The organism is Bacteroides sp. BFG-637, assembly GCF_024793605.1.
Lineage (GTDB): Bacteria > Bacteroidota > Bacteroidia > Bacteroidales > Bacteroidaceae > Bacteroides > Bacteroides vicugnae.
The window spans coordinates 4,928,286-4,949,204 of the sequence record NZ_JANUPD010000002.1; the positions used below are offsets into that span (position 1 = coordinate 4,928,286).

A 20,919-nucleotide genomic window follows, 5' to 3' on the forward strand; every position below is an offset into this window, starting at 1 on the left:
TTTCCCCAGTAGACTCCCCCGGAACCGGATGGTTCATTAATTAGAAAAGTAACTTCTACATAAAAAAAGCGCGGGAATCTGTACCTGTCACTCGTCCCGCTCTTTAAGGCCTTCGCATTGCCCACCACAGTCTGAACGAGCAACGCAGAAGCCCACGCCGATATGTATAACAAACTAAGTGTATTTTTATATCAAAGTTACACCTAGGGCATAAACATATCCCGTAGACATCTACAGCTGCTTTGTTTTTGACTGTGGTTAAAAGTTGCGAAGTTTTAAAGAGCCAAAGACAAAACGTCAAGTAAACGTCTTTCTTTATATAAACATATTTCCCACACCACCCTAACCTCACGACATGAGGCATCGGCGTAGGAAACGCAGCAAATATATACAAAAAAATGTAATAATAGAAATATGTCAGTACTTTTATTTTTCTCATGAAAAGAATGTTCAAAAACATTATTATCATTATCGGCTTTTCATTAATTTATCGTTGGGCAACGGCAAAAATGTCGTTAGGCAACCACAAATTCACCATTGCCCAACGGCGAATTAGAGCATTTCTACCCGAAATATCAAAAAAATAGGGAAAGCTCCTGAAAGAACCTTCCCTATCTAAAGTTATTTTTTAGTAAGAATTAAGCTGCCGGATCCGGAGCTTCTCCTGAATCTCCTCCAGAAGAGCCACCTCCTTCGCTAGGTTCTCCACCGTTATCCCCGTTAGGATTGGTTACATTATCTCCAAACAGTTCTATACTAGCTGATCCAAGCATTTCCTTGAATGCACCTCCCGGAGTAAAGACTATCTTCCTCCTAATAATGGTATTAACACTCACGTCTTCAGCTTTATCTTGGCTCTCGGCATTAATAGCTGGACGAAATGAACCGAACTCTCCCAACTTTACAGAGAATCCTTCTTCTAAAAATGACACCATAGTATCTTGCACTCCTTTCAGTACCACATCCACCATAGCCCGATGAACGCCTGTCCGCTGATTTACTTCATCACATAACTTGTTATAGTTGATGCTCCCAACTAGAACGTTTGCTGCAACATACTTTTCTACCTTATTTTCCTTATCGAAACATAAGGTGATTTTTTTCTTTTTATATCTGATAGCCATATACGCCTAAGATTAAAAAGTTAAACAATATTAGGAAGCCACACTATTGACTTCGCAACAAAGGTATGAACACATTACGAGATTTACAAGCAAGATTACCATGGTAAAAAAGGTCTTGATTCATTGTATTTTACAGATGACTTTTTTATGCAATATTCATCATATCAAATTCGTTTTCTCCTTATAAACCAAGCATTTATAAAACAAAAAAGTAGAATAATAATTCATATAAAAAGAGACAAAATTGGTCATTAAGGATTTGAGCCTTTTCAAACCGTGAAAACGAAGAAAAAGAAGGTTATGGAAATAAAAAATACGAAGAATGCAAATTTGATCTTTAACAATTAATAACTTACCGTCTCTTAATTATCTAACAGTTAAGGGCATTTTGATAGTTGTATACTCTACCAAAATGCCCTCTACTTTTATCAACCTTAGGTTATATCTTACAGAATACCTTTAACGGTCTCAAGCATTCCTTTTTCCTGGATAGAATCCAAATCAGCTTTTACGGCTTCTGTCAATCCCGGAATCTTATTCAAATCTTCTCCCCAGATAAAATCTGCAGCCAGAACACCTTCAGCAACTTTCTTTGTGCAACCTGTTGCCCAAAGTTCTTTCAGCAGGTTCATGATTTCAGGAGCATCATTCGGAACAATTTCAGCACCATCAGCACGTACACCACCTTTATAATAAGTAATGATAGCAGCTAAACCAAGCACTAGTCCTTTAGGAAGTTCACCTTTACGTTCCAGATAAGTCTTCAATCCCGGCAAATCACGAGTTTCGTATTTAGGGAAAGAATTCAGCATGATACTGGTTACTGCATGATCCACGAACGGATTGTTGAAGCGTTCCAATACATCATTTGCAAATTTCTCCAACTCATCCTTCGGCAAGTTCAAAGTTTCCATCAGTTCGTCAAACATTACTTTGTGGATATATTTACCAATCACTTCGTGCTGGCAAGCATCACGCACAATATTCACTCCCGAGAGATAAGCAACCGGAGAAAGAACAGTATGCGGGCCATTCAACAAAGTAACCTTACGTTCGTGATAAGGAGCTTCTGACGGTACAAACAATACATTCAAGCCTGCCTTGTCAGCCGGAAACTCTTTGGCAACTTCCTGCGGAGCTTCAATCACCCACAAATGGAAAATTTCAGCCTGAACAACCAGATTATCATCATATTGCAGTTTTTCTTTGATAGCAGCAATATCCTTGCGCGGGAATCCCGGAACAATACGGTCTACCAATGTTGCATATACACCACAAGCTTCTTCAAACCAAGTTTTAAACTCATTACCCAGGTTCCACAATTCAATATATTGATAAATTGTTTCTTTCAACTTATGACCATTCAGGAAAATAAGCTCGCAAGGGAAAATAATCAAACCTTTTGTCTTATCACCATTGAATGTTTTAAAACGATGATACAGTAATTGAGTCAGCTTACCCGGATAAGATGGAAGCAGGAGCATCTTCAAGTTTACAAGCCGGATCAAAAGCAATGCCAGCCTCTGTAGTGTTTGAAATAACAAAACGCATTTCAGGTTGCTCTGCCAACTTCATAAACTCGTCATTTTGAGTATATGGGTTTAAAGCGCGGCTGATTACATCAATCATTGTCAAACTGTTAACCGCCTCTCCTTTATCCAATCCTTGAAGGTTTACATGATAAAGATCATCTTGTGCATTCAGCATATCGACCATCCCTTTATCAATCGGTTGAACCACTACTACACTGCTGTTGAAATCAGCTTTCTGGTTCATGTTATAAATAATCCAATCTACAAATGCACGCAAAAAGTTACCTTCGCCAAATTGGATAATACGCTCCGGACGTTGTGTTTTAGGAGCAGTTTCTTTGTTTAATGCTTTCATGTTAGTTGTAATTTATAAAGTTGATATTATACAAATTCAAAATAAAAATCAATGTTTTCCTTTATCAGGATATCAATAGGCATATATTTTACAGGTTCAACAGACTTCTTAAACACGACATGGTCGCACAAAGCCTTCACCCCGCAATATCCTTGCAAACCCGGACGTTGCCCGATTAAATAATGCACATCACCGGATTTTAATAAATCTACGTTTGCTTTCAGAAGGTCATATCCTATCAGTCCTTTCATGCTACGTCCCGCATGACGAAGATACTCTCCCAACTGATACACTCTGGAATTAAATACAACTCCCAGTAAAGCCTTTGGATGTGCCTCAAAAAACTCATCTAATGTCTGTTGGTTACTTTCCTGATCGGATTTATTGAGTACTACCTCGTGGATTACCAAGTTATTATATTCTTCGGCAATGTAACTCATAAAACCGTCCAAGCGACGTTGCATCTGTATTTCAGCCGGATTATCTTTATTGTTACTTAAAAACAAAACCAACTCCTGACCTTCTCCCGCCGAATAATTGCGCATCAATATTTTCGCTGCGATATATCCGCTCTTATATGAATCCTGCCCGATATATGTCAATGCTTTCGCTTCTTCCATATTGAAATCGACAAAAGCATAAGCGATCTTATTTTCCTGTAAATAAGCTGTCAGCGCCAGTGTCTCTTCCCGAAAATTCGGAGAAATCAATACCGCATCCACATTCTTTTCTTTTATGGAAAGGCAGGCTTCCTGATAACTCTTCTCATCCCCATGGTGATAGCACAGATAATCTATACTCACATTAAAAGGACGCAACTCTTGCCGGGCACGCTCAATCCCCCTACTACCGAATGCCAATAATCATGCTCTATATAATAAGGTATCAAACAGAGGAAAGAATATTTCTTTTTAGCAGCCAAACCGATAGCAAACACATTGGGCTGATAATGAATCTCATCCAACACCTTTTGTACTTTGGCTTTGCTTTTGGGAGACACGTCACCGCGATTGTGCAACACCCTGTCAACCGTTCCGGCGGAAACACCGGCCATACGGGCAATGTCTTTAATGGTATAGTTCTGGTCCTCCATAGTGCTAAAACTTAAATATTATAAATAATCGCTGCAAATATACGAATTATTTTGTTACTCCAAGTAAATTTTCTATTTTTGTGTTCGATAACGGTTAATAAAACTAAAACGAGATTTACGCCTATTAGCTTTAAAATCAATACTATATAGGTATAAATACAGAAAGTAATAATTTTATATACTTAAAACACAGTAATAATGAAGAACTTCATGGACGAAAACTTCTTGCTGCAAACAGAAACTGCGCAAAAGTTGTATCACGAGCATGCGGCTAAAATGCCGATCATCGACTATCACTGTCACCTTATCCCTCAAATGGTAGCTGACGACTACAAGTTTAAATCACTGACTGAAATCTGGCTGGGCGGTGACCACTACAAATGGCGTGCAATGCGTACAAACGGTGTAGACGAACGTTTCTGTACGGGAAAAGATACCACAGACTGGGAAAAATTTGAAAAATGGGCGGAAACAGTACCTTACACTTTCCGCAATCCATTATACCACTGGACTCATCTCGAACTGAAAACTGCATTTGGTATCAATAAAATATTGAATCCACAAACCGCACGTGAAATTTACGATGAATGTAACGAGAAACTGGCTCAACCCGAATATTCAGCTCGTGGAATGATGCGTCGTTATCATGTAGAAACTGTTTGCACAACGGATGATCCTATCGATTCATTGGAATATCATATCAAAACACGCGAAAGCGGATTTGAAATCAAGATGTTACCAACATGGCGTCCTGATAAGGCTATGGCTGTAGAAGTCCCTGCAGATTTCCGCAGTTATGTAGAAAAACTGGGAGAGGTAAGCGGTGTTACCATCTCCAACTTTGATGACATGATCGCTGCTTTGCGCAAACGTCATGACTTCTTCGCAGAACAAGGCTGCCGTCTGTCTGACCATGGTATTGAAGAATTCTACGCAGAAGATTACACAGATGCTGAAATCAAAGCCATTTTTAATAAGGTATATGGTGGTGCAGAATTGACCAAGGAAGAAATTCTGAAATTCAAATCGGCAATGCTTGTGATCTTCGGTGAAATGGACTGGGAAAAAGGATGGACCCAACAATTCCATTACGGCGCTATTCGTAACAATAACACGAAGATGTTTAAATTACTGGGTGCTGATACAGGTTTCGATTCTATCGGTGAATTCACAACTGCCAAAGCAATGGCTAAATTCCTTGATCGCCTGAACACTAATGGAAAATTGACTAAAACAATCCTCTACAACTTGAACCCATGCGCTAACGAAGTGATTGCAACAATGCTGGGTAACTTCCAGGATGGTTCTATCCCGGGAAAAATCCAATTTGGTTCCGGATGGTGGTTCCTTGACCAGAAAGATGGTATGGAAAAACAAATGAATGCTTTGTCAGTACTCGGTCTTTTGAGCCGCTTCGTAGGTATGTTGACAGACTCTCGTTCCTTCCTATCCTACCCGCGTCATGAATATTTCCGCCGTACATTGTGTAACCTGGTAGGACGCGACGTAGAAAACGGAGAAATTCCGGCATCTGAAATGGATCGTGTAAACCAAATGATTGAAGATATCAGCTACAACAATGCCAAGAACTTCTTCAAGTTCTAACAGACAGTAGTTACACTATAAAAATACCGCTGCCCAAAGCCGAATATAGCTTTGAGTAGCGGTATTTTTTCGGACTGACCCATTTTTTATTCCCACAACTGAACTGTAACAACAAAAGACTCTCAACAAAACAAAAAAGGAGAACTTTTTAGGTTCTCCTTTTAATAATCTTTGTACACCCTCAGGGATTCGAACCCTGGACCCACTGATTAAGAGTCAGTTGCTCTACCAACTGAGCTAAGAGTGCAACATTTTATTTTTATTGCAACATCGAATTTGTACACCCTCAGGGATTCGAACCCTGGACCCACTGATTAAGAGTCAGTTGCTCTACCAACTGAGCTAAGAGTGCTTAATTCCTCGTTTGCGGTTGCAAAAGTAGGTCTTTTATTTTATTTGACCAAACAATCATGCAGCTTTTTTACTATCTTTTTTTCGTCTTTATTCGAACACATAAAGCTCGGAAGGCGTATTTCGCTTTAAAGCAAGCAGTTGCACATCTTTGCCTACAATAACACCTTTGTTCTTTAATTTCCACTCCACCGTTTTATAAGCCAACTCCGGGTGATTATTGTCTTTACTTAAATGGCATAACCAGATATATCGCAAATGTTCAGTGATATTTTCCGCCAGAAACTCTGCAGTATCAGAGTTACTCATGTGTCCGGTTTTACTTGCAATCCGTTCCTTCAGATATTGAGGATAAGGGCCCATTTTGAGCATTTCCTCATCATAGTTAGCTTCAAGTATCAGATAATGGGCTTTACTGATATAATAAGCAGCTGTAGGAGTAATTTCTCCAAGGTCGGTTAAGAAAGAAAAGACTTTGCCATCAATTTCAATGCAATATCCCACATTGTCCGTTCCATCATGTGGCACTTCAAAAGATTCGATGTGAAAATCTTCCAGCGTCATAGGCTCTTGCTTTTCCAGATACCGAACTGACGAGCTAAGTTTCTCCGTCATACAATAGCTACGATTGATTCCAGCATGAATACGTGCAGTTGTATAAACAGGAATATTCATTTTTTCTCCCAGATTACCCACTGCTTTAATATGGTCGGCATGATCGTGCGTTATAAATACCGCACGAATACTATCCATCAAGATATTATAATCTTTCAGTGATTTTTTGATAGTACGTATGCCGATTCCGGCATCTATCAGTATCCCATAGGTTTCAGTGCCCAGATAATAACAGTTCCCACTACTGCCACTCGCCAGGCTTATAAATTTTACTTTCATGTTTTATCCTCTTTATTAAAATGCAAAATGCCGTCAACTTTTACAGCAAAGTGACGGCAAATATACATAAAAAAGCAGAGAATTACCGAGAAGCTTCCTTCTTTTTGTCGATGGATTCGGTGATTTTTGCAAATAATAGTAGCGCTACAGCGGCAATCAGACCTATAGCAGCAAAATAATACCATATATAATGGGCATTTCCACTAGCTGCCTCCCATGCTTCCCTCGTCTCGAACAAAGCCGGATCCGGACAATATTTAGTGAGCAGAATTCCCGCCAGACCAAAACCGAAAATGGAGGAAAGGAATGAATGCAAATGACTGAATCCTAAATACATTCCTTCTTCTCCTTTAGGAGCCTGTAAAGAGAAATATTCCAGATAACGCGGTGAAATGAAACATTCGGCAAGCGCCTGTACAACTATACCCGCAATCATCATCAGAGTAATATTACTCATGCCTGTAATAAGATCATTACCCAGCAGATTTCCACATGCCATCAGTAATGCCGAAATAGGAATCAAAAACATTCCCACATTCATCGAAGTAATCGCACTGCGTTTGGCCATCAAACGGGTGATAAAACTAACGCAACAAACCACCACAAACGGATTCACATTGGCAATCCAACCCGGTTTTGCCGTCTCGCCAGCCATACGAATCACATATTTAGGCATAGTGGCATAAAGCTGCTGCTGCACCATCCAGAAACCAGTAACAATCAAAATAAGAATCAATAAACGCCAGTTTGTAATGATTCGCATAAATCCCTGTCCAATCTCATGGAGGCTTTTTCCTTCACCTGCCGTATGCGTCGATTTATAAAGAAGAATAACAGCAAGTAAAGCAACTATTGTCATCGCACCGGAGAAATAATTAATATAGATATACGCTTGCTCACCAATGACATTACGCAAAGGATCGATAATCGTTTTACCGGTGAAAGCCCCCACATTTACCATCATATAAAATATGGAATAACCACGGGCACGAGTTGCTTCCGTTGTTTCTTTAGCCACAGAAGCAGAGATAATGGACTTAATGAAAGAACCTCCCACCATAAGTACAAACAAAACCGGCACGATAATCCACCGGGTATAGCTATCAGGCAAACCATTAAATTGAGTAGTGGCACCATAGCTAACCAAACCGGCAGCTTCCAGCAAAGTGGGCAGTACACCCAACCCTAAATATCCGATGGATAATAAGGAAAATGCTATAATCATTGATTTCCGGAAACCGATCTTGTCAGCATAAGCACCGGAAAAAATAGGAAGCAGATACAATCCACCGGAAAAAAGCCCGGAAATCATACTTGCTTCGAAATCATTAAAACCTAAAATGGAAGATAGATAAATAGTGAGAACGATAAAAACGGCATAATATGCCATACGCTCAAACAGTTCGACTGTGTTGCTGACCCAAAATGCTCTCGTAAAGCCTTTAGCAGCACGCTGAGGGGAATTGTTCATGTATTTATATTTTTATTAAAATGTTAATTTGAGACAAAGATACGTTTTTTGGCTTACTGTCCGTATCTTTGTTCCAAATTAGGTAATTAAAAACTATGATTATAGCTGTTGATTTTGACGGAACGATTGTAGAACATCGTTATCCACGCATTGGTGAAGAGATTCCATTCGCTATTGACACATTGAAGTTATTGCAACAAGAAAAGCATCGTTTAATACTATGGAGTGTGCGTGAAGGAGCACTTTTGGACGAAGCTGTCGAATGGTGTAAAGCCAGAGGTTTAGAATTTTATGCCGTTAATAAGGACTATCCTGAAGAGCAGAAAGACCATCAGGGATTCTCTCGAAAGTTGAAAGCCGATATGTTCATTGACGACCGAAACCTGGGTGGTTTGCCGGACTGGGGAGTCATTTACGAAATGATTAAAGAGAAAAAGACGTTTGCAGATGTCTATAGCCAAAGCGGAGAAGAAGAAAAAACATCCCTAAAAAAGAAGAAAAGGTGGCTGCCTTTCTAGGAAGCTGATAAATATCAAACTAATAAATAAAAATGCACTCTAATCATGTCAGATAAGAGTGCATTTTCATATTCATAAATGATTTATCATTCAACATTGAATCGCAATTTACTATGCTTCTTTATTATTTTCCCACTTTTCCCTAAACTCCCATAATTGCTCAATAGTAGGATGAAAAGTCGGATTCTCCCAGTTTCTCGAAATCATTGCAATCAAAGATTCCAAATACGATTTACCATCAATAATGGTAGTACATTTATTGACCTGATATCTTTCTGTTGGATAATTCTTTGTCTCAATCATCTTTTTTGCCCAGTTCAATAATTCCTGAACAGCTTCATTGTCATAAGTATGTTGTGCCATCTCTTTAGAATTTTCCGCAAAGATACAAAGTTTATTTATTCATAAATAAAGTTGTTCGTTTCTTTTTACTATAAAGATTCCATTTTAAATTTATACCTTTACGTCCAATATACTCAATTAGACTAACTAATAGAAGCAATAATTATGAAGAAATTTTTCATTTTAGTATGTTCATGTGCCCTTTTGGCAGCCTGCAACAATAGCGCGAAAACAAACAAGAGTGCCGGTACAGACAGCACCTCAATCGAAGCAACCGATATCCATAATGCGGAAAATTCACTTGATTACGAAGGGACTTATAAAGGAGTTTTCCCTGCTGCCGATTGTCCGGGCATTGAAATAACCCTGACATTAAATCCGGACAAAACATTCAGCCTCCATTCCGTATATATCGATAGAGACAGCTCATTTGACGAGAAAGGTACATATATTTTAAAAGACAATCTGTTGACTCTTAAAGAAGAAGGCGGAGAACTTTCTTATTATAAAGTGGGAGAAAATCATTTACGCAAGCTAACAATGGATAAACAAGAAATAACCGGAGAACTTGCAGACCATTATGTTTTAAATAAGGAATAAGGTCCAAACAAATTTTGCTATCAATAAAGAACAAATTCAAGATTTTTTATGTTTATATAAATAGATATAAACTTAAAAATAGAACAACTTATGATTTATAGTTTTTTATTTCCCACAAAATCGAATACAACGAAGGTATCTTTGTTGCTATTGGCTGTCCGGATCATCTTCGGTATATTATTAATGAACCATGGTATCCAGAAATGGAGTAACTTCCAGGAGATGTCAGCAGTGTTTCCTGATCCGCTTGGAATAGGAAGTCCCCTATCTCTCGGATTAGCAATTTTTGGCGAACTCGTATGTTCGATGGCATTTATCATCGGATTCCTGTATCGCTTGGCAATGATCCCGATGATTTTCACAATGATAGTAGCCTTCTTTGTAGTTCATGCAAATGACGTTTTTGCAGTTAAAGAGCTAGCTTTCATCTATTTGGTCGTATTTATATTGATGTATATTGCCGGTCCCGGTAAATTTTCAATAGACCATATCATAGGAAACGAATTGTCACGGCGGAAGTCAAGAGCATACAAAAATTAGAAATAATAGCCCCGATTAATTAAAAAATATTATATTTGCATACACATAAGAGAGAAATTATCAATATTTTTTATTAATCAAAAACATTTTAACATGAAAAAAGGGAAACTGACTTTAGTCGCAGTAGTACTTAGCGGTAGCTTATTATTCAGTTCTTGTGTAGGATCATTCGGTTTATTCAACCGCCTGTCTTCCTGGAATCAATCAGTTGGAAACAAGTTTGTAAACGAACTCGTATTCCTTGCTTTCAACATTATTCCGGTTTATGGTGTAGCTTACCTGGCTGATGCTTTAGTTATCAACTCAATCGAATTCTGGAGTGGCTCCAATCCGATGGCTAATGTAGGTGATGTAAAGAAAGTAAAAGGAGAAAACGGCAACTACATGGTGAAAACTCTTGAGAATGGATATTCCATTACTAAAGAGGGCGAAACTGCTTCAATGGACCTGATCTACAACAAAGAAGCCAATACATGGAATGTCGTTGCAAACGGTGAAAGCGCTGAATTAGTAAAAATGAACAATGATGGCACTGCTGATTTGTTCTTGCCAAATGGCGAAAAGATGAATGTAACGTTGGATGCTCAAGGCATGCTGGCAGCACGCCAGGCTACAATGAGCAATCTTATGTTTGCCGCCCGCTAAAAATAAAAACAAATACGAAGGAGATGAAACATCATACGGGAGTTTCATCTCCTTTTTCAATCTTATCTTCTTCTATCAAGAATCTTTTGTACTATGAATAAACTACATACACTTATCTATTCTGTTCTAATCTTCACCTGCCTATCTTGTCAGCAACAAACTCCTCAAACTCAAATAGAACAGACAGCCATTGATTTCTGCGAAGCCTTTTATAATTTCAATTATCCGGTCGCCAAAGAATGGAGCACGCCTTCTTCCCAATCTTATCTTAGTTTCTTAGCATCCAATGTCGGTCAACCCCATCTGGAGCAACTCAAGACACGAGGCGCTGCAAAAGTTTCTGTTATTTCAAGTGAGGTAGATGCTAATTTAGAAGAAGCGTCAGTTGTCTGCCAAATCAAAAATGCATTCGTCATTCATCCTATCGGAAGAAAAATGGAATACGTAAGTTCCCTGCAAGATACGCTCGAGTTAGTAAGAGTAAATAATAAATGGCTGATTAGAAAGGATATCCCACAGCAAAATGGAAAGCAAAGTCACGACTGAATTTAGGATGGATGATGGGGAAATGCTCTTTCCTCGTTTCATAGGCGGGGTTGACAGCTTTCATACCTCCGTCAAAGCGCAGAATAAAGAAATCTAAATCCAAGCGAAGACCCAATCCGTAGGCCACTGCTATTTGCTTATAAAACTTATCAAACTTGAAAACCCCTCCAGGTTGATTGGCATAACTCCGGATGGTCCAGATATTACCGGCATCAATAAATACCGCCCCCTGAAACTTCCAGAATAACTTGCTTCGGTATTCAATACTGGCATCCAGTTTAATATCTCCGGATTGATCGAGCAAATTCCCATTTCCTGCAAAAGAGCCCGGTCCCAAATCGCGAACACTCCATCCGCGGACACTATTGGCTCCACCGGAGAAATATTGTTTCTCAAACGGAATAGTCTTCGCATTTCCATAAGGTACAGCTATTCCCACACCGGCATGAAACGCAAAAGAGTTACGATAATCAATTCTGATATTCTTAGCAAAATCAAACTCTCCCTTCAGATATTGAGCATATGGAATCCCTAGAATAGCATATTCACCATCACTGTTCTTCCGGATGTTTGCAGCCTTTGACAGAGCATACATTACATTTCCCGCCGATTCGAAATTAAAACGGATGGAATATGAATTAGAAGCAATCGTATTATTGATAATCGATCCTCCTACACTATTATAATTATAGCTATATCCCATATTTATAATCAGCCGATCCTGATAATTATACTGGAATATATGGTTCTGTCCCTTATTTATATAGTCTTCCTTAAACCTTTCAGAGATACGGGGCAAATAAAGGAAAGCAATATTTATCAAATCAATACGGTGTTGTATCTTCTGACGCTGCGTCCACTTGTAACTCCAGTTAGCAGAAGCCATCGTGCGCAAGAACTCCGGTCGCAACTGATAATTATACTGTAAACCAAACTCTGTTGTAGCCCTGATTTTCCGTTTAAAGTCAGAGGAAATGAATGGGAACAGGAAATTAGGAAAGTTGATACTCGTTTCCACCCCATACTCCGTATAGTTATTATTTGAATAACCAGCTTGAAGCCCGGAAATAACCTCATACGCTCCACGGAATTTTATCATAAACGTTTCCGATCCGCGAAAGAGATTCCTATTCTGGAAAGAAACGGAAGCCGCTGCTCCCAAGTCACCGGCAGAATTGGTTCCCTCTACCTCGAAAGATACCGATTTATGTTTGCTCTTAGTCAACATCACATAACAATCGAGCATTGTTGAATCTCCAACTTGAGTCTCGATAAAACGGATATTCGTATATTTCAATGCAGACAAACGCCCGAAACTGGAATAGGTTTGTTGCACATCACGCTCATTAAACAAATCGCCGGAAGCAAACCGGAGGTTATCCGTAAGCACTTTAGGACGTAAATAGAGCTTATCCTTATAGTAAATCGGATATCCCTTATAATGAACCGAATCATTAATATCCACACTACTCAAAGCAGAAGACTGCAAAACGTCATAATCCGTAATAAAATTAATCTTATTGATCCAATATTGCTGATGTGCCCTTGCCGAATCACTCGCATGCACTTTATACATCTGCAAATGTTGAGTCAAATCTACATTATAAGTATTACGAACCGTATCGGCCGTATATCCGATATAATCCTTATTAAATTTATAGTAGCCATTCCGAAGCAACTTATTCGTGATGCGTTGCCTGTCCGCATCCAATACATTCACATCCAAATACATTCCTTCCTTCAGCAAGCTTCTGGCAGAATCCTGTTTGAGAAGAGAGGCTATTTTAGGATCATAAATATCATATTTGATAGATTGAACAACGTAAGGTTTGCCTGCCGTTACATCATAATACAGCTTAATCTTTTTCTTTTTTATTTTGGTCGAACGCTTCACGGTTGCCGCCATATATCCCATATTATGCACCGCCTTAGTGATCTCTTCTTCAGAGCGTTTCGCTTCGTCCTCGCTATATATTACAGGAGCATCCCCTATCCTTCTTAAAAACTTGTTTCCCCATTTGGTTGAATCACGTCCCGACAGATTGTAGACATAAAGTTGAGTCTTTATCAGGCTGAACCACTTGGCATTAGGATTTTGCCGAACATACATACGTAAGGAAGAAGGCCGTATGTTTTTCTGGTCCGTACGAATTTTAACTTCATCCAGCAAATAAGAACCATCCGGCACAAACTTAGTGGTAGTACACGAAGCAAGTGACAAGACAGCAGCAGAAGCAAGTAAATAAAGAAAATTTCTCCTCATACGGTTTTACATCGATAGCATAAAAAATGCGCTTACAAAGATAAATTATATTTTCTGACGGGAAAAATAAATTAAGAAAAAGAGAGGAAAGTAAGGATAGATTGGAAATATCTTTATAGCTTTGCAAAAGAATATCAAATTTATGGCATCACTAAGTAAAAACAAAATAAAGTATATCCACTCGCTGGAACTGAAGAAAATACGCAAAGAAGAGGGAGTATTTCTGGCTGAAGGTCCTAAATTGGTAGGTGATTTACTCGGACATTTTCCTTGTCGTTTTTTAGCAGCCACTTCCTCGTGGCTTCAAAAACATCCCGATATAGATGCAAGTGAACTGGTAGAAGTTTCACAGGAAGATCTTTCACGGGCCAGTTTATTGAAAACTCCCCAACAGGTACTTGCCATTTTCGAACAACCATCCTATACATTGAATCCGGAAGTCGTGCGCCAATCACTTTGCCTTGCATTGGATGATGTGCAAGATCCCGGAAACCTCGGTACTATTATCCGTTTGGCCGATTGGTTTGGCATCGAACATATTATCTGCTCACAGAATACGGTAGACGTATATAACCCTAAAACCATACAAGCCACAATGGGAGGAATTACCCGCGTGAAAGTGCACTATACTTCCCTCCCCGATTTTATCCGTTCACTCGGAGACACTCCTATATTCGGAACTTTTCTGGACGGAAAAAATATGTATGAACAACCATTGTCTGCCAATGGCCTGATAGTAATGGGAAATGAAGGGAATGGTATAGGAAAAGAAGTCGCTGCATTGATTAACAGAAAATTATATATTCCCAATTATCCGGAAGGTCAGGAGACATCCGAGTCTCTTAATGTAGCCATCGCTACCGCAGTAATCTGTGCCGAGTTCCGTCGACAGGCTGCATGGAAGTAAAATCAAAAGGATAAAATAAGTAAGGAAATAGGGCTTCCCCCTTCTTTTCCGCTTCCATGCAGATACTCCATCAAACATTGGGAAGATTGATTCGGAACATTGGGAAGATTGGATGAAAACACTGGGATGTTTTTAAAAATCATCCCAGTGTTTTTTATTTCTTCCATTTGGTTTTCAGAAAGCAGGGCAATCACTCCCGGCATCCATTCGACCGACTCAATCTCTTCAGTCAGTGGAAATACATCTCGAACAATTCCCTCACCGGTGATCTCCACCACCTGCTGCTTCCATAAATCCTACAGCAGGTATCAGCAAATAATGAGAAGCAAAACGTTTCATTACAATCAGCGATTTTGACGTCTTTGTTGTTGCTGCCTGCGTTGATTCATCTGACGCTCCTTTCTTTGCTCCATTCTTTCCTTCTGGATATGTTGTTCCACTTCAATCTGTTCCGGTTTCTTCTCGCGATGAGTTCCCGTACGACGACGGTTCATTTCTTCCGGTGTCAGACGCTGCATGTCATCTTTCTCCTTGTCTATGATCTTATGCAAAGAGTCGGCATTTTCTTTAGCAGATATCTTCTTCAAAGAATCCGCTTTCAAAGCTTTTATCTTGTTCAAAGAATCGCGGACAGCAAACGAAACTGTGTCCGTACAATGATAACGAGTCATCATGAAACGGTCAGCCAATAATGCTCCTCCCTTTTCCAGACTATCTCCCGGATAATAAATGGAAGCCTTTTATTTCTTTCATTGGACCTAATGTATCTGCAAACAAACGAATCTGTTGCACACCCGGTTCAGTCACCGTTTTCCAATGATTGATCGTATCTTTCTCATAAATCACCTGCATGGCCATCGTAACGCCTCTTAAAGAGTCGGCAAGCATCGGTTCGAGGAATCGATAGCGTACTTCCCATACCAGCGTATCACGGTCTTTGTAGTTAGAGTCGGTCGGCAAAGTAAATACATATTGATTATTCATCATTTCACCGGTCAAACGAATCATACGCTGCCACGGCCAGACATCAATACTGTCACCCTGCTTAGTCATTTTCGGTTTCTTATCACGTTTGGCTATCAGGTCACCCACAAGTTCCTGTTCATCTTTCAAACGCTTCTTCACCTTATCATAAATTTTCGATAAAATCTCTGTGTTACGTGTATACCAAACCATAGACGAGTCAAATGCAGCCTGCGTAGTCCCATATTTCTTAAAAACGGCGTCGATATACAATGCTTTCTTATAGTTCTCACTATAAGGCAAATTATCTCCCATAGACTTTGCCACATGATAATCATACAGCAAATTCTCCATCTTCGATTCCGAGATTACATCACTGGGTCTTTTCACTTTACACCCGGCTACTGCAAAAGCGAACATGCAGATGAGACACAGATGAAACCGAAATTTACTTTTCATGATCTGTAGCTTCCTTTTTATCTTTATCCAACGAATGATATGACTCATTCAAATATTTACTATAAAAAAGTAACAGGGCAATGATACCACAACTGATAGCAGCATCTGCAAAATTAAAGATCGGACTAAAGAATATAAAATGCTCTCCGCCCACAAACGGCATCCATGTAGGCCAGTTTGTATCTATAATCGGAAAGTAAAACATATCCACTACTTTTCCATAAAACCAGGTAGAATATCCACCGCCTTCGGGCATAAAGCTGGCAATCTGCGAATGAGTGCTTTCATTGAAGAAAACTCCATAGAACACACTGTCTATGATATTTCCTAAAGCACCGGTCAGAATAAGAGCCACACAAACAATGTAGCCTGTTTTGAACCCTTTCTTTATTATTTTATAAAGATACCATCCTATCAATGCCACCGCAACAATACGGAATGTTGTCAGGAACAGCTTGCCGAAAATTTCCATACCGAAAGCCATTCCGTTATTTTCGGTGAAATAGATATAAAACCAATCTGTCACACGTATGCTTTCATGCCAGTACATATGAGTTTTAATCCAGATTTTGATAATCTGGTCAATAATCAATACGGAAAAGATAACGAACAGGGCAATTCTTCCCTTTGTGAATAGTTTCTTCATGTGTTTATTATAAATTAAACATAACGAGCTACAAGTGCCGTGCGTAAATTTTGCGCAGCTACTTGTAGCCCGTTACCTGTAGCCTATTGCTATCTGTTATTTTTTACCACTGTTCTTTGCTTCAATGCTTAACGTAGCGTGAGGAACAGCACGCAAACGCTCTGCCGGAATCAGCTTTCCGGTTTCACGGCAGATGCCATACGTTTTATTCTCAATACGTACCAAAGCAGCTTGTAATCCTTGGATAAACTTCAGCTGACGTTGTGCCAGGCGGGTTGTTTCTTCCTTGGAGAGCGTGTTAGCTCCTTCTTCCAATACTTTATATGTAGGAGATGTATCATCGGTATCATTACCGTCCAGTCCCATCAAACTTTTTTTCAACTGTTCATAGTCACGTTGTGCCAATTCCAGTTTCTCCATAATAATGGCACGGAATTCCTCGAGTTCCGCATCCGAATATCTAGTCTTTTCTGCCATAATTTTACAATTTAAAAAGGTTAATCAATATAGTATTAGTCTTTTATCACATTCACAAACAGCGAGAAGTCATCAAACTCCAGCATTGTTCCGTCTTTCACTTCATCTACAAGTTCCAGAGATGTGCCTAAAACTTGGTTACAAATATAAGTATTATATTCATTTACCGCATCATCTGTTTGCGTATTTTTCGAGATTGTTATTTTTATTTTGTCTGTAATCTCAAAGCCGCTTGACTTACGTATATTCTGAATACGGTTCACCAATTCACGGGCAATACCCTCACGACGCAACTCTTCGGTAATAGTAACTTCAAGTGCTACAGTCAGTTTACCTTCATTGGCAACCAACCATCCCGGAATATCCTCACTAAAGATCTCAACGTCTGATGCTTCGATAACAGCTTCTGCACCATCCAGATTTAACGTATACTTTCCGTTCTTCTCCAATTCACCGATTGCTTCCTGTGACATTTCTGCAACCGCAGCGGCCACCGCTTTCATCTGCTTGCCGAACTTCGGACCCAGTTTCTTAAAGTCACATTTCACTTTCTTCACCAATACACCGGCCGCACCATCAACGAATCTGACTTCTTTCACGTTCACTTCGTTCATAATCAGGTTCTTCACAGCTTCGATATGAGCTTTCTGCTCCTCATCCACCACCGGAACCATGATACACTGCAGTGGTTGGCGCACCTTGATATTCACCTTACGACGCAATGCCAACACCATGGATGTAACATCCTGTGCCATTTGCATACGGGCTTCCAATTCCTTGTCTATCATTTCTTCCTGATATTTCGGGAATTCGGCAAGGTGGACAGAAACGACACTGTCACGACCTGTTGCTGTAATCAAGTCCGTATATAACCGGTCTGCATAGAACGGAGATATAGGAGCCATCAATTTGGCAACTGTTTCGAGACAAGTATACAATGTCTGATAAGCAGACAATTTATCCTGTGTAAATTCACCACCCCAGAAACGTTTACGATTCAGGCGAACATACCAGTTGGACAAATTATCATTCACAAAATCAGAAATCAGACGTCCTGCCTTTGTCGGTTCATATTCATTATAGCAAGTATCTACCTCTTTTATCAATGTATTCAATACAGATAAGATCCAACGGTCAATCTCCGGACGTTCTGCCATCGGCACATCCGCTTCTTTATATTCAAATCCGTCTACATTTGCATAAAGTGCAAAGAATGAATACGTATTATATAAAGTGCCGAAGAATTTACGACGAACTTCTTCCACTCCTTCAACGTCAAATTTCAGGTTATCCCACGGAGAAGAGTTGGTTATCATGTACCAACGCAACGGGTCGGAACCATACTTTTCAATCGTAGTAAACGGATCGACAGCATTATTCAGACGTTTAGACATCTTGTTACCGTTCTTATCGAGCACCAAACCGTTAGAAATAACAGCTTTGTATGACACACTGTCAAATACCATCGTAGCGATAGCATGTAAGGTAAAGAACCAACCACGTGTCTGGTCTACCCCTTCTGCGATAAAGTCGGCCGGATATACCTGACGGCTATCCAACAGTTCCTTATTTTCGAACGGATAATGTATCTGCGCATAAGGCATAGCACCCGAATCGAACCATACATCAATCAAGTCTGATTCACGCTTCATCGGCTGACCATCTTTTGATACCAATATGATGTCGTCTACATAAGGACGGTGAAGATCAATCTTATCATAATTTCCTTCGGTGTATTCGCCCGGAACGAAACCTTTATCCTTGTATGGATTGGATTTCATAAATCCGGCAGCTACCGATTTCTCGATTTCATTATAAAGCTCTTCTACAGATTCGATACATATCTCATCCGTATTATCTTCCGTACGCCAGATAGGCAACGGAGTACCCCAATAACGGGAACGGCTAAGGTTCCAGTCATTCAGATTTTCCAGCCACTTACCGAAACGGCCGGTTCCGGTAGATTCCGGTTTCCAGTTGATAGTCTTGTTCAGTTCTATCATACGTTCCTTACAAGCGGTAGAACGGATAAACCAGCTATCCAACGGATAATAAAGTACCGGTTTGTCTGTACGCCAGCAATGCGGGTAGTTGTGGACATGTTTCTCTATTTTGAAAGCCTTGTTGTCTGCTTTCATCATCATGGCAATGACAATATCCAAAGATTCGGCAGCCTGCGCAGCTTTCTCATCATATTTTCCATCTACCATGAATTGAGGATCATAGGCATTTTTCACCCATGCGCCCTGATAGTCCTTGTATTTGTCTACATCCACACATTCTTTTACGAAAGTAGCATCCAGCTCATCCAACAGATAGAATTTACCGGTCAGGTCCACCATCGGACGAGTTTCACCTTTCTTATTGATCATGAATAGTGACGGAATTCCTGCAGCACGTGCCACATTCGCATCGTCCGCACCAAATGTCGGTGCAATGTGAACGATACCCGTACCATCTTCTGTAGTTACATAATCACCCGGTATTACACGGAAAGCTTTATCACTAGCTTTCCAAGTACCGTCTTCAGATACTTCGACAGGTTTTACCCAAGGAATCAACTGCTCATATTCCATACCGATAAGATCAGTGCCTTTATATTCGGCAATCACTTTAAACGGCACAAGTTTATCTCCGGCTTTATAATCCTCCAACTTCAAATCCGCCGCTTTTGCATTGAAGTGTACATTCAATAAAGCTTTAGCCAGAACAACAGTAATAGGTTCTCCGGTATAGGCGTTGTAAGACTGTACAGCCACATAATCGATCTTCGGTCCTACGCAGAGTGCCGTATTTGAGGGCAATGTCCACGGAGTAGTTGTCCAGGCAATAAAATAAGGAGTTCCCCATTCCGTCATTTCCGGTTTAGGATTCTTCATTTTAAATTGGGCAACGGCCGTTGTATCTTTTACATCTCGGTAACAGCCCGGCTGATTCAACTCGTGTGAGCTCAGTCCTGTTCCTGCAGCCGGTGAATACGGTTGGATCGTATATCCTTTATATAATAAACCTTTTTTATGCAGTTGCTTCAATAGCCACCACAGTGTTTCAATATAACGATTGTCATACGTGATATAAGGATGCTTCATGTCCACCCAGTATCCCATCTGGTGAGTCAGGTCTTCCCACTCCTTGGTATATTTCATCACGTCCTTCCGGCAAGCCGCATTGTAGTCGGCAACAGAGATTTTCTTACCAATATCTTCTTTTGTGATACCTAATGCTTTTTCTACACTTAGTTCCACAGGCAGTCCGTGCGTATCCCATCCGGCTTTACGCTTCACCTGATAACCCTTCATCGTTTTGTAGCGGCAGAAAATGTCCTTAATGGTACGAGCCATTACATGGTGAATGCCCGGCATACCATTAGCCGAGGGAGGTCCTTCGAAAAACACGAACGAAGGACAGCCATCACGTTCTGTCATACTCTTGGCGAAAACCTGGTTCTCGTCCCATTTCTTCAGCACATCTTTGTTCACCTGCGAAAGGTCAAACTGCGAATATTCAGTAAATCTCTTACCCATAGCTGTCTACGATTTTACTATTTACAATTTACAATTTGAGGGGTATCCCCATTTTTAAGGGTGC

General features: G+C 39.9%; 15 protein-coding genes, 2 tRNA genes and 4 pseudogenes. 7 read left to right on the top strand and 14 right to left on the bottom strand.

Going from position 1 to position 20,919, the window contains the following annotated elements:
* Positions 1-638: 638 nt before the first annotated feature.
* From NXX38_RS19120 to NXX38_RS19130, 3 genes and pseudogenes are all read right to left on the bottom strand, one after another.
* A complete protein-coding gene (locus NXX38_RS19120; RefSeq protein WP_004316197.1) occupies positions 639-1,124 on the bottom strand; it encodes an HU family DNA-binding protein in 486 nt (161 codons plus the stop codon).
* A 446-nt stretch (positions 1,125-1,570) separates the two neighbouring features.
* Positions 1,571-3,011: pseudogene (locus tag NXX38_RS19125) on the bottom strand (tagaturonate reductase).
* A gap of 26 nt (positions 3,012-3,037) precedes the next feature.
* Positions 3,038-4,104 (bottom strand): annotated as a pseudogene (locus NXX38_RS19130) (substrate-binding domain-containing protein).
* A gap of 198 nt (positions 4,105-4,302) precedes the next feature.
* Between NXX38_RS19130 and uxaC the strand changes: the two are divergent.
* Positions 4,303-5,709, top strand: a complete 1,407-nt coding sequence (gene uxaC / locus NXX38_RS19135) for a glucuronate isomerase (RefSeq protein ID WP_258980695.1) — start codon at positions 4,303-4,305, stop codon at positions 5,707-5,709.
* A 174-nt stretch (positions 5,710-5,883) separates the two neighbouring features.
* On the opposite strand, the gene NXX38_RS19140 is transcribed toward uxaC, so the two are convergent.
* The 4 genes from NXX38_RS19140 to NXX38_RS19155 all read right to left on the bottom strand — a co-directional run bounded on the left by NXX38_RS19140 (position 5,884) and on the right by NXX38_RS19155 (position 8,425).
* Positions 5,884-5,956, bottom strand: a tRNA-Lys gene (locus tag NXX38_RS19140).
* A gap of 32 nt (positions 5,957-5,988) precedes the next feature.
* Positions 5,989-6,061: transfer RNA gene (locus NXX38_RS19145), tRNA-Lys, on the bottom strand.
* Between the two features lie 89 nt (positions 6,062-6,150).
* Entirely contained in the window at positions 6,151-6,954 is an 804-nt protein-coding gene (locus tag NXX38_RS19150; RefSeq protein WP_148366649.1) for an MBL fold metallo-hydrolase, read from the bottom strand.
* Positions 6,955-7,036: 82 nt separating this feature from the next.
* A complete protein-coding gene (locus tag NXX38_RS19155; RefSeq protein ID WP_004295896.1) occupies positions 7,037-8,425 on the bottom strand; it encodes a peptide MFS transporter in 1,389 nt (462 codons plus the stop codon).
* A gap of 95 nt (positions 8,426-8,520) precedes the next feature.
* Between NXX38_RS19155 and NXX38_RS19160 the strand changes: the two genes are divergently transcribed.
* Positions 8,521-8,943, top strand: a complete 423-nt coding sequence (locus NXX38_RS19160) for a BT0820 family HAD-type phosphatase (protein WP_148366648.1) — start codon at positions 8,521-8,523, stop codon at positions 8,941-8,943.
* Positions 8,944-9,054: 111 nt separating this feature from the next.
* Here NXX38_RS19160 and NXX38_RS19165 read toward each other — a convergent pair whose 3' ends face one another.
* On the bottom strand, positions 9,055-9,306 hold the full coding sequence (locus tag NXX38_RS19165) for a DUF6965 family protein (protein ID WP_148366647.1): 252 nt from the start codon (positions 9,304-9,306) through the stop codon (positions 9,055-9,057).
* A gap of 144 nt (positions 9,307-9,450) precedes the next feature.
* On the opposite strand from NXX38_RS19165, the gene NXX38_RS19170 reads away from it, so the two are divergent.
* The 4 genes from NXX38_RS19170 (at position 9,451) to NXX38_RS19185 (ending at position 11,616) form a co-directional block, all read left to right on the top strand.
* Complete coding sequence (locus tag NXX38_RS19170) at positions 9,451-9,885, top strand: copper resistance protein NlpE (RefSeq protein ID WP_258980696.1); 435 nt, start codon at positions 9,451-9,453, stop codon at positions 9,883-9,885.
* A 90-nt stretch (positions 9,886-9,975) separates the two neighbouring features.
* The gene (locus tag NXX38_RS19175) at positions 9,976-10,425 is read left to right on the top strand and encodes a DoxX family protein (protein ID WP_004303298.1); all 450 of its coding nucleotides are present in this window, start codon (positions 9,976-9,978) and stop codon (positions 10,423-10,425) included.
* Between the two features lie 93 nt (positions 10,426-10,518).
* Positions 10,519-11,070: a DUF3332 domain-containing protein gene (locus NXX38_RS19180; RefSeq protein ID WP_195650289.1), complete on the top strand. Its 552-nt coding sequence runs from the start codon at positions 10,519-10,521 to the stop codon at positions 11,068-11,070.
* Positions 11,071-11,163: 93 nt separating this feature from the next.
* Positions 11,164-11,616 carry a hypothetical protein gene (locus NXX38_RS19185; protein WP_148366644.1) on the top strand — a complete coding sequence of 151 codons (453 nt, stop codon included), beginning with the start codon at positions 11,164-11,166 and terminating at the stop codon, positions 11,614-11,616.
* Here the strand turns inward: NXX38_RS19185 and NXX38_RS19190 are convergent.
* The gene (locus NXX38_RS19190) at positions 11,570-13,879 is read right to left on the bottom strand and encodes a BamA/TamA family outer membrane protein (protein ID WP_148366643.1); all 2,310 of its coding nucleotides are present in this window, start codon (positions 13,877-13,879) and stop codon (positions 11,570-11,572) included. The two genes, NXX38_RS19185 and NXX38_RS19190, sit on opposite strands and share 47 nt — an antisense overlap.
* A gap of 142 nt (positions 13,880-14,021) precedes the next feature.
* On the opposite strand from NXX38_RS19190, the gene NXX38_RS19195 reads away from it, so the two are divergent.
* Complete coding sequence (locus tag NXX38_RS19195) at positions 14,022-14,786, top strand: RNA methyltransferase (RefSeq protein ID WP_148366642.1); 765 nt, start codon at positions 14,022-14,024, stop codon at positions 14,784-14,786.
* On the opposite strand, the pseudogene NXX38_RS19200 reads toward NXX38_RS19195, so the two are convergent.
* The 5 genes and pseudogenes from NXX38_RS19200 to ileS all read right to left on the bottom strand — a co-directional run bounded on the left by NXX38_RS19200 (position 14,737) and on the right by ileS (position 20,855).
* A pseudogene (locus NXX38_RS19200) lies at positions 14,737-15,125 on the bottom strand (hypothetical protein). The gene NXX38_RS19195 and the pseudogene NXX38_RS19200 sit on opposite strands and share 50 nt — an antisense overlap.
* Positions 15,126-15,130: 5 nt before the next feature.
* A pseudogene (locus NXX38_RS19205) lies at positions 15,131-16,208 on the bottom strand (DUF4296 domain-containing protein).
* Positions 16,198-16,854, bottom strand: a complete 657-nt coding sequence (locus tag NXX38_RS19210) for a lipoprotein signal peptidase (RefSeq protein WP_148366639.1) — start codon at positions 16,852-16,854, stop codon at positions 16,198-16,200. The pseudogene NXX38_RS19205 and the gene NXX38_RS19210 overlap by 11 nt, the downstream one beginning before the upstream one ends.
* Positions 16,855-16,950: 96 nt before the next feature.
* Positions 16,951-17,331 (bottom strand): TraR/DksA C4-type zinc finger protein, encoded by a 381-nt coding sequence (locus NXX38_RS19215; protein ID WP_004295883.1) that lies wholly within the window; start codon positions 17,329-17,331, stop codon positions 16,951-16,953.
* Between the two features lie 35 nt (positions 17,332-17,366).
* Positions 17,367-20,855 (bottom strand): isoleucine--tRNA ligase, encoded by a 3,489-nt coding sequence (ileS, locus tag NXX38_RS19220; RefSeq protein WP_234133454.1) that lies wholly within the window; start codon positions 20,853-20,855, stop codon positions 17,367-17,369.
* Between the last annotated feature and the right edge of the window lie 64 nt (positions 20,856-20,919).

Bases quoted from the DNA above. Each gene is read 5' to 3' on its own strand.
- NXX38_RS19170 (WP_258980696.1), top strand. From the start codon at position 9,451: ATGAAGAAATTTTTCATTTTAGTATGTTCATGTGCCCTTTTGGCAGCC.
- NXX38_RS19190 (WP_148366643.1), bottom strand. From the start codon at position 13,879: ATGAGGAGAAATTTTCTTTATTTACTTGCTTCTGCTGCTGTCTTGTCA.
- NXX38_RS19210 (WP_148366639.1), bottom strand. From the start codon at position 16,854: ATGAAGAAACTATTCACAAAGGGAAGAATTGCCCTGTTCGTTATCTTT.
- NXX38_RS19120 (WP_004316197.1), bottom strand. From the start codon at position 1,124: ATGGCTATCAGATATAAAAAGAAAAAAATCACCTTATGTTTCGATAAG.
- NXX38_RS19195 (WP_148366642.1), top strand. From the start codon at position 14,022: ATGGCATCACTAAGTAAAAACAAAATAAAGTATATCCACTCGCTGGAA.
- NXX38_RS19215 (WP_004295883.1), bottom strand. From the start codon at position 17,331: ATGGCAGAAAAGACTAGATATTCGGATGCGGAACTCGAGGAATTCCGT.
- NXX38_RS19155 (WP_004295896.1), bottom strand. From the start codon at position 8,425: ATGAACAATTCCCCTCAGCGTGCTGCTAAAGGCTTTACGAGAGCATTT.
- ileS (WP_234133454.1), bottom strand. From the start codon at position 20,855: ATGGGTAAGAGATTTACTGAATATTCGCAGTTTGACCTTTCGCAGGTG.
- NXX38_RS19175 (WP_004303298.1), top strand. From the start codon at position 9,976: ATGATTTATAGTTTTTTATTTCCCACAAAATCGAATACAACGAAGGTA.
- uxaC (WP_258980695.1), top strand. From the start codon at position 4,303: ATGAAGAACTTCATGGACGAAAACTTCTTGCTGCAAACAGAAACTGCG.
- NXX38_RS19165 (WP_148366647.1), bottom strand. From the start codon at position 9,306: ATGGCACAACATACTTATGACAATGAAGCTGTTCAGGAATTATTGAAC.
- NXX38_RS19180 (WP_195650289.1), top strand. From the start codon at position 10,519: ATGAAAAAAGGGAAACTGACTTTAGTCGCAGTAGTACTTAGCGGTAGC.
- NXX38_RS19150 (WP_148366649.1), bottom strand. From the start codon at position 6,954: ATGAAAGTAAAATTTATAAGCCTGGCGAGTGGCAGTAGTGGGAACTGT.
- NXX38_RS19185 (WP_148366644.1), top strand. From the start codon at position 11,164: ATGAATAAACTACATACACTTATCTATTCTGTTCTAATCTTCACCTGC.
- NXX38_RS19160 (WP_148366648.1), top strand. From the start codon at position 8,521: ATGATTATAGCTGTTGATTTTGACGGAACGATTGTAGAACATCGTTAT.